Source organism: Clostridium sp. MCC353, from assembly GCF_018785315.1.
In the GTDB taxonomy this organism is placed as follows: Bacteria; Bacillota; Clostridia; order Lachnospirales; family Lachnospiraceae; genus CHH4-2.
Genome location: NZ_WQPN01000053.1, coordinates 1 through 15,940, shown reverse-complemented (window position 1 = coordinate 15,940; position 15,940 = coordinate 1). Strand labels below are relative to the sequence as shown.

The following is a 15,940-nucleotide window of genomic DNA, read 5'->3' as shown; positions in this document are numbered from 1 at the left end:
ACGCTACTCTTCTCCTCTGTTAAAAGAAACCTGTTCATAGAGAGGTCTTCTCACTTTTTTTCTGGTTATTTCAACCAGATTTAACCGGGTCATATCTACAACCGTAGTTTTAACCGGATCTTTGGCCGTAAGCGCTTCCAAACAGGAAAGCAGTTCTTTTTTGTCTTCTTCTTTCTCCATATCAATAAAATCCACAATAATGATGCCGGAAAGATTACGGAGACGGAGCTGTCTGGAAATTTCTGAAGCAGCTTCCAAGTTTGTTTTTAGGATTGCAGCCTGTATTTCTTTTTTCTCTGAAAATTTTCCTGTGTTGACATCGATCACCACCAGGGCCTCTGTTGGCTCGATCACCAGATACCCACCGGACTTCAGCCAGACCCGCTTATTCAACGCATGATCCAGCGCCGATTCCAGGCTGTATAATTTACCCAGCGGAAGCATTTTATCCTGATAATGAGTTAATTTCCGGCTGTCTCCCGGCTGGAAGACAGCCATATATTCCTTTAACTGGTAAAATATCTCTTCGTCGTCCGTGATAATCTCCTGAAGCGTTCCTGAATTCAGGTCGCGGATATCGGATATATAGGACGGTACGGAATGGTAAAGCTGAGAAAAACAAGTGCGGTAGGCTGCTTCCGACAACATACGGCGGCTTGTTTCACATAACGATGCTAATTCACTTAAAATTGAATCCGGTTCCGTCTCCTGCGCATTCGTTCGGATGATTACCCCGTATTCTGTACCGGCCTCTTTCGGCAGAATCTGTTTTACGGAAGCTTTCCACTCCTGGTCTCTTATCTTTGAAGAAAAACCAACTACATGTTTCCCGAGAGTAAGAACACAGTATTTTCCGGGAAAGCTTAAATTTCCTGTTAAAACCGGGGCTTTTGTTTTAACCGCATCCCTGGATACCTGGACAACGATCTCGTCTCCCGCTTTTAACCCGCCGCCGGAATGGGGTTTTGCATAGATATGGCATCTGTTTTCGGAAAGGCTGTAATATCCCATTTGGCCGCTGGCAAACTCCACGAAAGCGGAATTAATGTTTTTAACAATATTTTTTACTTTTCCTATATAAATATTGCCCAGAATTGAGGTTTCAGGGCCGGGATCCAGGTTCAACTGGATGATTCCCCCTTCTGACTGAAGCGCAGTCAGAATACCCTGATTCCATCTTGTAACAATTAGCTTATTCAAAATCTTCTCCCAGATCCTCTAATGATATCAGTTTTCCATTTTCTTGTGCAGCATAAAGCTCTTCCCTCTGTATCTGGAACGCGATGCTTCGAAATTCCTCACCTCTGAAATTGGAATAGGCTTCTAAAACCAGCTCCGGTTTCAGATTATTAGCGCTTCCAGAGGAAAGCTGCATAAATATAGTGTTATCTTTTACAGAGAGACAGTAAATGAAAGGACGGATGTCCACTTCCTGCTCCCCTCTTTTTGTTTTTTTAATAACCGGAATACTTTCCCTCTTGTAAAACCTGGAAAGCCCGCTGAAAAAATCATCTGCATCTTCCGGCTCCCAGCCTTCGCGGAATCGTACCGTATAATCTGCAGCGGCAACAATGGACATGGCGTTTTTAGCCGTATCGTTCAGGCGGCGGCAGCTCAACACCTTCATCCCCTCTACCATAACACTATTCAGCCGGTTTGTCATCTCTTTTGAACCGGTTGTTCCCGATACTTCAATATCCATATATTCACCATTGCTGGTAAGCCCCACCCCCAGCGGGGAGGCAAAGGACATGATCTGATGCGGGCTGAAGCCTTCGCTGTAGCAAATATCTATATTGCCGCGGCGCATCGCTTTCTGGAAATATCTCATGATATCCAGATGGCCGATAAACTTCATAGGGCCTTGTTTTGCAAATTTAATTCTTATCTTCAAAACAAACACCTCCTCCAAATCCTTTTGCACCGCAGCCGGAACATTTTTGACGGCAGTTGGGGGTTACTTTTTCTGCAACCGCATTCTGCCATTCCCTCTTTAAGAATTCTTTTGTTACCCCGGCATTGATAAAATCCCATGGGAACACTTCGTCCAGGCTTCTTTCCCTTGTTGTATAGAAATCAATGGACAGTCCGCACGCGTTGAAACTTTCCATCCATAATTCATTATGAAAATGCTCGGACCAAGAATCATACAATGCCCCTCTTTTATATACGTCTTCAATCAAACGCCCGACTCTGCGGTCGCCACGGGCCAGAACGCCTTCCAGAACCGTCAAATCCGCCTCATGCCAGTTGTACTTCAGACTTTTATAGTTGAGCATTTCTCTAAATTTATTCTTAACAATATAGGCGCGCTCCAAAAACTCTTCCTTTGTGCACATTCTTGCCCACTGGAAGGGGGTAAATGGTTTTGGAACAAAGAAAGAGGAGCTGGCAACAACCTGAACCCTGCCATGGCGTTCTTCTTTAGGAATCTTATAGTATTCTTCTGCTACCAGTTCCGAAAGTTCAGCGATTCCTTCCATATCCGAAACAGTTTCTGTTGGAAGTCCGAGCATAAAATACAATTTAACCCGGTTCCAGCCGCCCTTAAATGCCTCAGCCGCTCCTTTTAAGATAATTTCTTCCGTCAGTCCCTTATTAATAACATCCCTCAGCCTTTGGGAACCTGCTTCCGGCGCAAAGGTAAGGCTGCTCTTTCTGACATCCTGAACCTTACTCATAACATCCAGGGAAAATGCATCAATTCTCAGGGACGGCAGGGAAATATTGATTCCTTTTCCTTTAAATTCATCGATCAGGAAATTTACCAACCCTTCCAGCTCGGTGTAATCGCTGGAACTCAGGGAGCTTAGGGAGATTTCTTCATGTCCCGTTGATTTTAACAGCTTATATGCATACTCCTTCAGATATTCCAGGCTGTGTTCACGCAGAGGGCGGTAAACATTTCCAGCCTGGCAGAAACGGCAGCCGCGGATGCAGCCTCTCTGGATTTCTAAAACCACGCGGTCCTGGGTGATCTTGATGAACGGCACAACCGGGTTCTCAATGTAATAAGCGTCATCCATATCTCTGACCATCTGCTTAATGATAACCGGTTTGGCATTCGGATTATTTGGAAGAAAATGCTCAATCGTTCCGTCGTCTTTGTATGATACATCATAAAAAGCGGGCACATAGATGCCGTCAATCTGCGCCGCGAGTTCTAAAAATTCTCTGCGGCTGCCTCCATTGGCCTTATTTTCCTTATAACGGTCCATCAGTTCGTAATACACCGTTTCCCCTTCTCCAATATAGAAAAGGTCAAAAAAATCGGCAAGAGGTTCCGGATTATAAGCGCATGGGCCGCCTCCAATTACAATCGGGTCTTCCTCCCCGCGGTCACAGGCATGAAGAGGAATCTGCCCTAAGTCCAGAATCTGTAAAATATTGGTGTAACACATCTCATATTGAATGGTGATCCCTAAAAAGTCAAAATCCTTAATAGGATCCTGAGATTCCAGCGCAAAAAGAGGGATTTTCTGCTCCCTCATAATCTTATCCAGATCTGTCCACGGTGAAAAAACACGTTCGCAGTAAATGTCTTCTCTGCGGTTAAACATATCATATAGGATCTGCATGCCCAGATGCGACATGCCAATTTCATATACGTCGGGGAAACACATGGCAAACCTTACATCTACTTTGGATGGGTCCTTATTTACCATGTTCACCTCACCGCCGATGTAGCGGGCAGGCTGCTGGATACTCAATAATACTTCATCATTTAGTGCTAATTTTCTCATCTTATACGCTCTCTTTTTTTGTTGATAATAAAATTTTCAACAGATTTATTTTATCTTAACTATTTGGTACTATTTAATATAGTCAAACACTCTGCATAATTATAAGGTATTTCCCGTTATATTTCAATAACAATTATCCACGTATAAGTATCATTCCCGCATCACCAGACGTTTTGCCTATGATTTTTATCATCTCCTCCTTTTCAATCCAGACATCTGTCAAGCCCACACACAGGAATACCGGAATTAGATACCATAAAAACTGCTGGTGTCCGATATTACAATCCGTCTGGGAAGCAAGCTGTACAGACAACTAAATAACGATGAAATAAATCCACATCCCATCTGTTGTACCAGGACATGGTTGTCCAAACATCCATACATGGCTTTTAATTTAAATTTATTTGAAAATATTTGAAAGGATTCCAGTCTTTCAATCGTATTATTAATGAAAAACCATAAAAGGAGATTGAAATACATGAAAATCAGAACTATAATTGCAACAGGAGCCACTGGAATCCTATTAACCATAGCAGGAAGCAGTCTTGCATTCGGAGCCGATTGGACATGTCCCAGAGGATATGCTGATTGTACGGATTACGAATACTGCAGGAGCCATGAGCATGGGGAATGCGAAGGATACTGGTCGGATGATGAAACTTGGATATGCTCAGATGGAAATCACGGGCAAAACGTTTCTTCCGGAAACGGATGCCATGGCGGCAGCCACAGACATGGCGGACATGGCGGCAGACATCACAGATAGAGAAAAAAGCACATGGAGCAGCTATGCGGCAGGAATCAGATGTAGAACAGGCAATCGAACAATATGCGGATATGATAAAACATATCTGCTTTGTCTATATGAAAAATGAAAGCGATACGGAGGACGTATTTCAGGATGTGTTTTTGAAATACGCCCTTTTTTCTGAACCCTTTCAGTCTGAAGAACACAAAAAAGCCTGGCTGATCCGGGTAACCGTAAACAGGTGTAAAGACATGTTGAGAAGTTTTTTCCGGACCCATACCTGCTCTCTCGAAGAGGCCATGACCATGGCCGATGACAAGGATCCTGATCTCTCCCATGTGTTGGAATCCGTGCTGAAACTCCAGGACAAATACAGGATCATCATATATCTGCATTATTATGAAGGTTATTCCGCGGTGGAAATCGCAGGTATTCTGAATAAAAAAGTCAATACCATATATACACATCTTTCAAGGGCTAAGACCGAATTAAAAAAGATGCTGGGAGGTGAAAATGATGGAACAGATGATACGCGATGCATTTGACACAGTGGCCTGTGACGCTATGCTGAAAAAGCGGACCTATGATCGTGTGACCAGGCAGATGGGCGGCTGCCGGAAAAAAACAATGGGTAAAATGAAATGGGCTGTCTCCATGGCTTGTCTCCTGATTTTTGCTGTCACCGGTGTGGGAAGTTACGGCCTGTACTACACAGAAGCGGCTGTTATCAGCATTGATGTGAATCCCAGCATAGAACTGGACATCAACCGCTGGGGGAAGGTGGTGGATCAGACTACCTATGGACTGGAAAGTGAAAAACTCCTGCAGTCTCTCTCGCTGAAACACATGGAGTACGGCGAAGCCATGGCCCTTCTGCTGGGCAGTGAGGAAATGAAGAAGTATTTAAAGCAGGATTCCCTTGTCTCCATAACGCTGGTCACAAAGAATGATGACCCGACACTGCTTCCAAACCTGAAGGAATGTGTGGACACAGCCTTAAAACAGTGCCATGACGGCATAAAAACGGAATATGCCAGCGTGAACAGCCATCTTTGTGAAGAAGCCCACGAGCAGGGAATGTCTTTAGGAAAATACTACGCTATACAGGAACTGCTTACCGTTGACCCTCAAGCCACCCTGGATGAGTTTAAAGAAAAATCCATGAAAGAAATCAAAGGCCATACAGAACATTGCCAGCATCGGGAACAGGGAAAAAACAGGGAAGAAACCAAAGCGTCTCAGAACGGTTCAAAAGATGAATCCCCCCAGCCGCCTGAGACCGAGAAGAGCTCAGATAAACGGCCGGAAGAACATAATACCGGGCATAATGGTACAAATCGCAGCGGCACTGGGCACAATGGCACCGGATACAACGGTACAAAGCACAGCGGCACTGGGCACAATGGCACCGGATACAACGGTACAAAGCACAACGGCACCAGACACAATGACGCCCGGCATCACTGATTTACGCCTTTTTATATACCGCCGGTTTTTTCAGCGGATACCGTTTGCAGAAAAGCAGGTATTTGCCGGATGATACCTGCGGTTTATCCCCAGGATATCAAAAACACCCGGGAAAATTATCCGGGTATTTTGTGATTCAAATATATATTATTCATTCAAAACCATCATCCGTAAGGCAGGAGCAAGCCGCAGTTCCTCCATTTCAATCCCGTTCTGCTCCAGAAACCGTTTCCCATCGGGAAACTGCTCATGAATATATTCTTTAATGGCTCCAGTGAACTGTTTTGGATTATTTTCTTTCATATGCCGGATCATGGAATCTGCCAGTTTCTTTCCCCTGCGTTCCGTATCAGTCACTGAACCGATGGCTGCCTTTAATGGATATCCCCAGAGAAAAAAGCTATAGGTCGTAGCATAGATTTCCCGGAGCGCCGGCAGACGGCTGTGTTTTATTATGAAAAGCAGATACGTCCATATGGCCAGTTCCGAATGCCCGTCACACCTGTCTTTCTCTAGCTTTTGAACCAATTCCTCCCTTTCATCAGCGTGAAGGGACTGGATGAAACTGTCGGAAACATCCTCACAGGTATACAGAAGCAGTTCAAAGGACTGGATGAAATAAGAAAGGCTGCGTCTGACAATGGGGCTTGTAAAATCCGGCCAATTGCATTGTTCTCCGATCGTAAAGACCCTGGTCCCCTTTCCGTTAATGGACTGGGCTGCCCCGATCTGGTTCAGCATACGGACGGTGCGCCGCATGGTACTGACAGAAACCCCATATTCAGCGGCGGCTTTTTCATAGGAAGGCAGATATTTGGTTTTGCCGTACTCACCCAGGTATATCTCATGAAGCAGACGCGATGCCAGATTATAACAGATTTGAGGGCGGTCACGGTAAACCCGCCAAATAAATGGAATCCGCTCCTCTTCTGGTACAACCCGGATTTTAGGCCCCATGCATTCGATAATCGTGCCTATATGGCTTCTTTGATATTGAATCAGGGTTTCCCGGACGATCTCCCAGGAACCTTCTTTGATGAGAGAAACCATCGTCTGTAACCTTTGCTGCCCTGCTTCCTCATCATATTGGAATGGATGGCGTCCTGACTTCGCAAAGGGATAACCTAAGAACAAAGAAGTTTCCCAAAACAGATTTAACAGAAGCGGATTCTCCATTTTCTGCAGCGTATAACAGTAAAAGAGGATGATATCATCTGCCCTGGCCCGTTTTGACAATTGGCAGATGTATGTAATTTCCTCGTCATTCATGCGGCGGAGCCCTTCAACCATCAAAGGGATATAGATCAGCTCCGTTGTCCGGTAGAGGTCGTCATAGGCCTGCCATCGTTTGGAAAAATAGTCAATAATAAAATTCGACTGTTCCTGTTCTGTCTGTTCAAAAATCACCTTTGTCATTCTTCCGTTTTTCATATCAATATAACCCTCTGCGCGCAGGCGTCTCAGGGCCGACCAAATGGTGTGCTCAGATACATTGAACTCACGGCAGAAGACATCTATGGTGGGCAGACTGTCTCCGCATCTATAATAACCGAATTGCAGACGGTTCAAGAGATATTCATAAATCAAATTTGAAAACTGCTGTTCGTATTCCAAAGCGTTCTTCCTCCTCATACCTTCCTATTTTACCAGTTGGGAGGAAAATTTTCCATATTTTCTTGTATTTTATTCGTGATCCGCCTCATCCAGCAGCCGCTCATATTCGTCTTGAGGCATCGGCCGGTAAAAAACATACCCCTGGACATAGTCACAGCCAATCTGCTTCAGCATTTCCACCTGCTTTTTGGATTCCACCCCTTCGGCCACCGTCTTGATATGGAATTTATGCACCAATTCCACAATTCCCTGTACAACATCCATATCCCGTTCCGGATCATTGCTTTCCGCAAAGAAAAAACGGTCAATTTTAAGGACGTCAAATGGAAGGGTTTTTAAAAGGCTCAGTGAGGAATAACCCTTTCCGAAATCATCAATAGAACAGGAAAAACCAGCCTGGCGAAGCCGTTCCACGATCCTTGTCAAAATGTTGGTATTATCGATGGCGATGGATTCGGTAAATTCAATCTCCAACAGCTCCGGCGGAACCTGATACCGGTCCCGTATTTCAACATACCGGTTCACAAAATTCTGGTCAAAAAATTGAAGCCGCGATACGTTAACGGAAACCGGCAGCACTTTTTTACCTTCCTTTAACCGTTTGCTCAGGAACCGGCAGACTTCTTCGAATACGTACTGGTCAAGACGGTCAATCATATATTTGCTCTCAAATACGGGGATAAACCTGTCCGGGGGGATGATGGAGCCGCCCTGTGATTTCCAGCGCACCAGCGATTCAGAACTGGCTGTCTTCCCGGTTTTGAGTTCAACCTTGGGCTGGTAAAAAACAACGAATTCCCGGTTTTCAAGAGCCACCAGCATACGGCTTTCCACATCTTTTTCTTCCCGGAGGCGGCTGCGTATGCTTTCGTTATAATAGACATAATTGGAATTCGTTCCATTTTTCACCGTTTTACGGGCGAAGTTTGCCCTGTCCAGAAAACCGTCGATATTCAAGTCTTCAGTCACATCCTCTACACAGCAGATTCCACAGCAGGTGGGCACAGACTGGTGGTCATGGGAGTTATGCATAAACCTTGTGATCTCTTCATCTGCCTTTTGCTGGCGCAGCGCTGCCTCTTCCCGTTCCTGATAACGGAGCAAAAGGACAAAATTATCCGCCGAAACCCGGCCGCACAATTCTCCCGGCTCCATCATTTTATTGAGTATTTCCCCATACCTCTTTAATATGCTGTCTCCATAGGCATAACCAAACACATCATTGATGTATTTGAAATCTGAAAAATCCGTATAAACCACCGCCAGTTTTTTTGATGTCCCAGCATCGAGAATGCGCTGCGCCTCTTCTTTGAAGAAATCCATCTGATATACGCCGGTTAAATTATCCCTGCGTGTCAATTCATTCAGCTTCTGGTTGCTGTTTTCAAGCCTGAGCATTTTCTTCCAGTAAGCCCATAGGATGAAAACCCATGTTAGAAGCATGATCCCCAGCATTACGGTGCAGATTACAAACAAAGTGCGGACCTGTCCGGCAGCATATTCATCAGCCGCAAAAACCGTATCATTGGCCTGGTTAAAAAATGCTTCGCTCAAAGATAAAAGATCTGCTTCTTTATCCATTCCGCTGCGGTAATCCCTGATCTGCTCCTTGATATCTGTCCACATCCGGTCCAGAATATCCAGATTTTCCCGATAGCTTTCATCTTCAGGCAGGAAAAGGCCATACCCGCCATTTCCCGTTGTCAGCTCCTCCAAAATCCCGTCCAGATATTCAATGAGCGGATTGGCGGGCTGGTCCATCAATTCCAATTTTACCAGACGCTGGGATGCGCCCCGCACAATCCCCACATAATTGACCAGCCGGCTGTAATGCTGGGACTGGACCACAGTATGAAGGGTTAAACTGCCAAATAAAATAAGCAGTGTGAACAGGATCACTAACCCCGGTTTTAAGAAACGTTTCATCATTCACCTCCATCAGCTTTTTGCTGCTTCTGCCGGTACATGTCCGCATCGGCTGCCTGAATTAAATCGCTCAACTCCCGGAATCCAGCGCTCTCTGTCAGTCCATAACTGAAAGACATCGGGTAGGGAAAAGACTGGCTGTCCATAGCCAGCTTCAGCCTTTTGTTAGCTGTTTCCATTTGTTTCCCAGCCACTTTTGCATCCATGTCCGGAAACAGGATCAGGAATTCATCTCCTCCGTAGCGGAACAGCAGATCGCTCCCCTCCTTGCAGATACTGCGGATTTGTTCAGTTACCGTTAAAATATAATGATCCCCCTCCTCGTGCCCATAGCGGTCATTGACCTCCTTCAAGCCGTCCAAATCCAAAAAACAGAGGGTAAAAAAACGGCTCTGCCCCATCATGGAGGCGATTGTTTCTTCCGCATACCGTCGGTTATAAAGGCCGGTCAGCACATCGACGGAAGCTTTCCGCCGCAAAGCGATTTCTTCCTGGCGGCGTTCTTTCAATATCTTTTCAATGTTCCGGTTTTTCTCACGGTATTCATCCAATTCACAGCTGCGTCTCGTGTACAGCATGGCAATATAGCAGCCGCAAATGCAGAACAGACAGGATTTGATGCTCCATATCTTCAGAAGAATATTGTTTAATGGAGTTGAATACAGCAGCAGATTGAGAAACAGATAAATAAACATCCCCGTCATTATCTGCAGCAAAAAAGATTGATGCCTGGGATACTTAACAATCAGCCGAAGCCGTTTCAAAATCCCGTCAATAGTAAAAGATTGCAGCGCAGCCCCTCCAAGCAGGAATCCAAGGAATACCGGAATTGCCTTAAAATTAACCGCACTGGTAATATTGCTGCCATAACTTTGCAGCGGCTGGTTCATCATGATAGAAATCACGCTCCTGCAGAAAATATTGATCGCAAGGCCATAAATAATGCTCATCAGTGTGCAGAACAGCGCCGTTCTGAAATCCCTGTGGTCATAAAGAAGGGTTTCAAACAACAGCAGGAACGCAAACAATATCCAGTTTAGGATTAACGGAAACTCCAATATGCTGCAAATAAAAAAGAATATATAATTGACCCCAAAACTGGTTATAACAAGTCCTAACCTGGGCTTTATTGATTCCATCAACTGGCTGGCGAGATGGAAATACTGCCAATTAAAATAAAAGTACACGGCGCCCACAAGCAGAATTATAAACATGCGGTTCCTCCCTCATCTATCTTCTGGTTCTTTTATCCCGATACATTGCCTGGTCGGCCATATTTAAAACTTCTTCCACTGTTAGGGCCGTCTCTTCCGGCACAAAGGCTGTTCCAAAGCTGAACAGCAGGGGCGGGTCGAACGCTTCACACAAACGGGTCCGGATTTTCTCCATGAGTTTGGCCGCCTCTTCCTCTCCGAATTCCGGCAGCAGCAAGAGGAATTCATCTCCGCCGATTCTGGCGAAAATATCCGTTTCACGTAAAGAAGCGGAAAAAGCAGCTGCAAAACGTTTCAGATATTGATCTCCTGCGTGATGTCCGTACCGGTCATTGATCCACTTTAGGTGGTCCAGATCAATATAGACCAGGGAAAATGAGCGGTTCATCCGCATCAAAACTTCCAACTTCTCCAATACGAAACGCCGTGAACAGATTCCGGTAAGCGGGTCGGAATCGCTCTTGCTGCGCAGTTCTTCCTCGGTTTTATTCTGTAATTCCAGTTCCTCCATAAGGCGCCGGTTCTCCTCTTCCAGATACTGGGCGGATAAAACGGAAAACAGGTGGCGCAAAAAGCGGATCAGATAAAACTCCATCAGCAGTGTGCTGCTGATCAGGAACACAGGCAGCAGATTCCATTCTATGATCAATGTACACAACACGCTGTCCAGAAGAAGGAACATATTGCAGAACCAGAGGAACATCATAAATGGCCGCACTTCCGCGCTGTCCATCTGGGTGCGAAGCACGCCGAGAAGCAGTTTCCAGCGGAGAACCAGAGCTGTGGCCAGGCTTTCGGCAGCCAGCACAACGCTGACCGTGATAATTCTCCATAACGGATTCTGTAAGAGTTCATTCATCGGCTCTTTTGCTATTAAAGAAATAAGGCCGATCAGGATCATATGTAAGGCCATAGCCATTAGATGGGTCAGGTTTATTAAAAACAATTTCTTAGTCCGCTCCCTGCTTTCAGGAAAAAGCATAAGCAGTTTTGTAAAAAAAGCCAGAATATATAAGAGAGGCAATGGATAATCAACCATTCCCCATGTGACGAACAAAAGCATGAGATAAAAAGAGCACCGGATCATCTCCCCTACCGCGTTCTTCTGTCTGTATCCTAATACACCCTTCGCATAATGAGCTGTCAGCCCATTGCATATGGAAAAAACGGCTGGAACCAGCAGACCCCAGCCAAAATATTCAGAAACCGTCAAATTATCCCTCATTTCCTCGTGTAACTCATTTTAATTTATCTGAATCCATCAGACCTTGTTCATGATATCGTCTTTCATTATACCCTATTTCTGAATGAAACACAATAAAACAGAACTCAGCAGGCCGCGTCTTTCTTCCGTCCTTGGATTCCCTCCAATTCCCCTTTCGGCGGACAAAAGGCTGTCGTCCGCTGACTAAACGGCAACAGCCTTTTGTTATGTCCCAATCATATCTCTGTCAGGGCCTGAAGAGCCATTACAAAGTCGCAGCAAGATGGAGCAGAGTTTTTCCATATCCAGCGGTTTGCTTATATGGGCATTCATCCCCGCCGCTATCACTGTTGAAACATCTTCTGCAAAAGCATTGGCCGTAGTCGCGATAATCGGAATGCGCCGGGCGTCAGAACGCCCGCAGGCCCGGATCTGTCTGGCTGCTTCACAGCCGTCCATAACCGGCATCTGTACATCCATGAGGATTGCGTCATAATATCCCGGTTCCATCTTTATAAAACGTTTTACAGCCTCCTGGCCGTTCTCAGCGTGTTCCACAACTGCGCCGTTCATTTCCAGAAGAACGATGGCAATCTCCCGATTAAGCGCATTGTCTTCCGCCACTAAAAGACGTTTTCCGTCCAGAGAATGTCCCTTAACTCCCGAATGGGCTTCGCTCATGCCAAAGACGCCGTTTGTTACATTGACCAGCACATTGTAGATGGAGGACTGGAACATGGGTTTGGCGATAAATGCATTAACCCCGGCTGCCCGCGCCTCTTCTTCAATATCAGACCAGTCATACGCCGATATGATAATAATCGGCGTGTCCGGGCCCACCTTTTCCCTGATCTGCCGGGCGGTTTCCACACCGTCCATCTCCGGCATTTTCCAGTCGATGAAACAGACGTCAAATCCGCAGCCGCTTTCATGGGCTGATACCACACGCTTGACCGCTTCCGCTCCGCTCAGAACCCATTCCGCATGGATCTTCATTTTTTCCAGAAGCAGAACCGTATGTTCGCAGATATCCTGTTCATCATCCGCTACGAGAACATCCAGCGTTTCAAGCGCCCCCTCTTTGAGCGGCTGTAAGTCGATATCACTCTGTTCAAAGGGAAGTTCCACAGTAAATGTGGTTCCCTCTCCCGGCTCGCTTTTCACATTGATATATCCGCCCATCAGTGTAACCAGATTCTGTGTGATGGACATTCCAAGCCCTGTGCCGCCGTATTTGCCTGCTATCGAAGCATCCGCCTGTTCAAACGGCGTATAGAGCCGGCTCAATCCCTCTTCGTCCATTCCGATTCCGGTATCCGACACCACAAAGCGCAGCCAGCTCTTATTATTACGGGACGGCAGATGGATGACCTCAAGGCTGACTTTTCCTCCGGCAGGCGTAAATTTTATGGCGTTGGAAGCCAGATTCAGAAGAATCTGGTTCAGGCGCAGCGGATCTCCCACATAGGTGGTATGACCGGAAAATCCGTAAGATTTCTCCGTAAACTCCAGCCCCTTGGCGATGGCCTGTGGATAGACCACAGAAACAAACGTGTTGAGAAACTGGAACAGTTCAAACGTCTCTCTATTGAGCTTCATCCGGTTGCTTTCAATTCGGGACATATCCAGTACATCGTTGATCAGCATCAGCAGATGTTTGGAAGAATAACTGATCTTTTCCAAACAGCTTTCCACCCGGTTCCGGTCTTCTATGGAGGCCGCCGCGATTGTGGTCATGCCTATAATCGCATTCATAGGCGTGCGTATTTCATGGCTCATTCTGGACAGGAAATCTTTTTTTGCATTATTGGCCTTTTGGGCATTGATCAGGGCATCCTGAAGGGCCTGGCTGGACCGGCGTTCTTCCGTTCGGTCGGTAAATGTCATGATATATTTTGGCGCCCCATTTTCCCTGATCCGGTAGAACCTGAGCTGCAGCCAGCATGTCTGCATACTTTTGGGATTCTTGTACTCGATGACCGTATCCCATGAGGTTTTGGGTTCGGAAAATATATTATTATGGATTTCTTCCGCGGTTTCGCTGTTTATATATTGATAAATCAAAGTACGGTTTTCACGCAGAGCTCCGGCAGGCAGGCCCAAAACGCGTTCCGAACTGCCCGAGACGAAATCACATTGTTTTTTATCCTTATCGAAAATCAGGAATGTTTCATCTATCGTGTCGGAGAGGACTTCAAACTGCCGGTTTTTCTGATACAGCCGCTGATTCATCCTTTTGATCACGGTTTGGAAAAAGAGCAGCCCTGCTGTTACTGCAACCATGATGACGAATGACCAGATAACTGTAGTCCTGCTCATATGGCTGGCAGAAGTGAAAATCCTCTGCTGGGTTCCCCGGACATAACTGAGTATCCGCCCAGCATCCATTTCGAACTGATCGTAAAGAGGATAAAGATGCTCCTTTTCATATTCGGCAATTACGACGGTTGTGGAACTTGGCAGCGCTGAAAAATCCAAAAATTCCTGATGGCTTTTCCGGATATTCTCATAAGTATTTCTGAGAGCTGCCGTATCTTCATCAGGTCCCAGATACAGAGTGTCAATTTCATCCAGCAGCGTCTCCATATTGACATAAAGCTCGTCCAAAGCAACGCGCACTTTTTCAATATCTTCAGGCTGGTTATAGGACTGGAGCCGTTCCGTCCTTATGCGCATCAATGCCAGATTCGTTTTTACATCGCTGATATTTCCGTTTACGGTGAAGGGGTGTTCTGTAAGAAGCTTGATCTGTGAAGCTAATCTGTTCGTACTGAGAATTGTTATTACCAGGAAAAGCAAAAGCAGGGCAAGTAAGGAAACAGTACCTGCCAATGTGACCTTATTAATTGCAGTATTCTCCTGAGCAGCTTTTTGTTTGCCCATGTTCCTTCGTCCTTTCATAGCGGCATGGATTATTTCTTTCCATGTCAATCTTATTGTAGTATATCAAAATAAAAGGAAAAGAGCAACTACAGGAATCTGATGTATTGACGGGATTTTTACACAGCCAGGAACGTACTGGACTGATTATCTTTCTCAATACTGGCTATTTCAGACCAGTCCATTTTCTGCTATACTTCATACATAAAAACTTATTAATGAAAAACGATCACATGAGGAGGCAGAATATGAAAAGAATCATCACGCTCCAGGACATATCATGCGTTGGAAGCTGTTCTATTACGGTTGCCCTTCCCGTCATTTCAGCCATGGGCGTGGAATGCGGAATCCTTCCTACAGCAGTCCTGTCCACACATACCATGTTTAACACGTTCACCTGTAAGGATTTATCCGATCAGATCTCTCCGATTTCCGATGCATGGGAAAAAGAACAGATTACCTTTGACGGCATCTACACCGGCTATCTGGCATCAGCCGGACAATGCAGCCAGATATGCTCATTTTTCGACCGTTTTGCCACAGATCAGAATCTGGTGCTGGTGGATCCGGCCATGGCGGATAACGGAAAGCTGTACCCTGCCTTTGATTCTTCTTTTCCGGCAGCTATGGCAGAAGTCTGCTCGAAAGCGGATATCATCCTTCCGAACATCACGGAGGCCGCCCTTTTAACAGGAATGCCTTACGAAACCACATATGATGAAACCTATATCCGGGGATTATTAGAAAAACTTCTGGGACTTGGCTGCCGGACCGCGGTTTTAACGGGCGTGAGCTATGAACCCGGGAAATTAGGCGTTGCATATTTGACCAGTGAGGGCGAGTCCTTCTCCTACTTCACCCACCGATGTCAGCAGAGCTATCATGGAACGGGAGACCTCTACTCTTCTGTCGTCATGGGCGGACTGATGCGGGGACTGAGCCTGGAAAAATCGGTCAGCCTGGCGGCAGACTTCGTAGTTGCCTGTATTGAATCAACAGCCAAAACAGAGGGCGCGCGCTGGTACGGAGCCGAGTTTGAACCTCAGATTCCGTTGTTGTGCAGGATGCTTCAGGAGCGTATCTCTTAGCAGAATTATGGGACTTTAGCGGCGAAGAAGCGCAGGAAAATTGATACGTGCGGGCA

Annotated in this window: 12 protein-coding genes; 4 read left to right on the top strand and 8 right to left on the bottom strand. The window is 45.9% G+C overall.

Annotated features, from left to right (window positions below):
* Positions 1-3: 3 nt before the first annotated feature.
* Genes GPL15_RS10610 through GPL15_RS10600 form a run of 3 tightly spaced genes read right to left on the bottom strand, consistent with a single transcriptional unit; the run spans position 4 to position 3,743 of the window.
* Entirely contained in the window at positions 4-1,200 is a 1,197-nt protein-coding gene (locus GPL15_RS10610; protein ID WP_215698652.1) for a ribonuclease E/G, read from the bottom strand.
* On the bottom strand, positions 1,193-1,894 hold the full coding sequence (locus GPL15_RS10605) for a TIGR03936 family radical SAM-associated protein (RefSeq protein WP_215698651.1): 702 nt from the start codon (positions 1,892-1,894) through the stop codon (positions 1,193-1,195). Before GPL15_RS10605 ends, GPL15_RS10610 begins: the two co-directional genes overlap by 8 nt.
* Positions 1,878-3,743, bottom strand: coding sequence for a TIGR03960 family B12-binding radical SAM protein (locus tag GPL15_RS10600; RefSeq protein ID WP_215698650.1), 1,866 nt, complete (start codon positions 3,741-3,743; stop codon positions 1,878-1,880). The genes GPL15_RS10605 and GPL15_RS10600 overlap by 17 nt, the downstream gene beginning before the upstream one ends.
* A 478-nt stretch (positions 3,744-4,221) precedes the next feature.
* Between GPL15_RS10600 and GPL15_RS10595 the strand changes: the two genes are divergently transcribed.
* Genes GPL15_RS10595 through GPL15_RS27420 form a run of 3 tightly spaced genes read left to right on the top strand, consistent with a single transcriptional unit; the run spans position 4,222 to position 5,958 of the window.
* Entirely contained in the window at positions 4,222-4,509 is a 288-nt protein-coding gene (locus GPL15_RS10595; protein ID WP_215698649.1) for a hypothetical protein, read from the top strand.
* Positions 4,510-4,532: 23 nt separating this feature from the next.
* The gene (locus GPL15_RS10590; protein WP_215698648.1) at positions 4,533-5,036 is read left to right on the top strand and encodes an RNA polymerase sigma factor; all 504 of its coding nucleotides are present in this window, start codon (positions 4,533-4,535) and stop codon (positions 5,034-5,036) included.
* Positions 5,005-5,958: a hypothetical protein gene (locus tag GPL15_RS27420; protein WP_252198300.1), complete on the top strand. Its 954-nt coding sequence runs from the start codon at positions 5,005-5,007 to the stop codon at positions 5,956-5,958. Before GPL15_RS10590 ends, GPL15_RS27420 begins: the two co-directional genes overlap by 32 nt.
* 147 nt (positions 5,959-6,105) lie before the next feature.
* On the opposite strand, the gene GPL15_RS10580 is transcribed toward GPL15_RS27420, so the two are convergent.
* From GPL15_RS10580 to GPL15_RS10560, 5 genes are all read right to left on the bottom strand, one after another.
* Positions 6,106-7,572 carry a GntR family transcriptional regulator gene (locus tag GPL15_RS10580; protein ID WP_215698647.1) on the bottom strand — a complete coding sequence of 489 codons (1,467 nt, stop codon included), beginning with the start codon at positions 7,570-7,572 and terminating at the stop codon, positions 6,106-6,108.
* 69 nt (positions 7,573-7,641) lie between these two features.
* Entirely contained in the window at positions 7,642-9,498 is a 1,857-nt protein-coding gene (locus GPL15_RS10575) for a GGDEF domain-containing phosphodiesterase (RefSeq protein WP_215698646.1), read from the bottom strand.
* Positions 9,498-10,712: a GGDEF domain-containing protein gene (locus GPL15_RS10570; protein WP_215698645.1), complete on the bottom strand. Its 1,215-nt coding sequence runs from the start codon at positions 10,710-10,712 to the stop codon at positions 9,498-9,500. The genes GPL15_RS10575 and GPL15_RS10570 overlap by 1 nt, the downstream gene beginning before the upstream one ends.
* A 16-nt stretch (positions 10,713-10,728) precedes the next feature.
* A complete protein-coding gene (locus tag GPL15_RS10565; protein WP_215698644.1) occupies positions 10,729-11,925 on the bottom strand; it encodes a GGDEF domain-containing protein in 1,197 nt (398 codons plus the stop codon).
* Positions 11,926-12,141: 216 nt separating this feature from the next.
* Positions 12,142-14,799: a response regulator gene (locus GPL15_RS10560; protein WP_215698643.1), complete on the bottom strand. Its 2,658-nt coding sequence runs from the start codon at positions 14,797-14,799 to the stop codon at positions 12,142-12,144.
* Positions 14,800-15,044: 245 nt separating this feature from the next.
* On the opposite strand from GPL15_RS10560, the gene GPL15_RS10555 reads away from it, so the two are divergent.
* Positions 15,045-15,884: a pyridoxamine kinase gene (locus tag GPL15_RS10555; RefSeq protein WP_215698642.1), complete on the top strand. Its 840-nt coding sequence runs from the start codon at positions 15,045-15,047 to the stop codon at positions 15,882-15,884.
* The last annotated feature ends 56 nt before the right edge of the window (positions 15,885-15,940 follow it).

Coding starts and splice junctions, on each gene's coding strand:
- GPL15_RS10595 (WP_215698649.1), top strand. CDS start 4,222: ATGAAAATCAGAACTATAATTGCAACAGGAGCCACTGGAATCCTATTA.
- GPL15_RS10575 (WP_215698646.1), bottom strand. CDS start 9,498: ATGAAACGTTTCTTAAAACCGGGGTTAGTGATCCTGTTCACACTGCTT.
- GPL15_RS27420 (WP_252198300.1), top strand. CDS start 5,005: ATGATGGAACAGATGATACGCGATGCATTTGACACAGTGGCCTGTGAC.
- GPL15_RS10560 (WP_215698643.1), bottom strand. CDS start 14,799: ATGGGCAAACAAAAAGCTGCTCAGGAGAATACTGCAATTAATAAGGTC.
- GPL15_RS10570 (WP_215698645.1), bottom strand. CDS start 10,712: ATGTTTATAATTCTGCTTGTGGGCGCCGTGTACTTTTATTTTAATTGG.
- GPL15_RS10555 (WP_215698642.1), top strand. CDS start 15,045: ATGAAAAGAATCATCACGCTCCAGGACATATCATGCGTTGGAAGCTGT.
- GPL15_RS10590 (WP_215698648.1), top strand. CDS start 4,533: ATGCGGCAGGAATCAGATGTAGAACAGGCAATCGAACAATATGCGGAT.
- GPL15_RS10600 (WP_215698650.1), bottom strand. CDS start 3,743: ATGAGAAAATTAGCACTAAATGATGAAGTATTATTGAGTATCCAGCAG.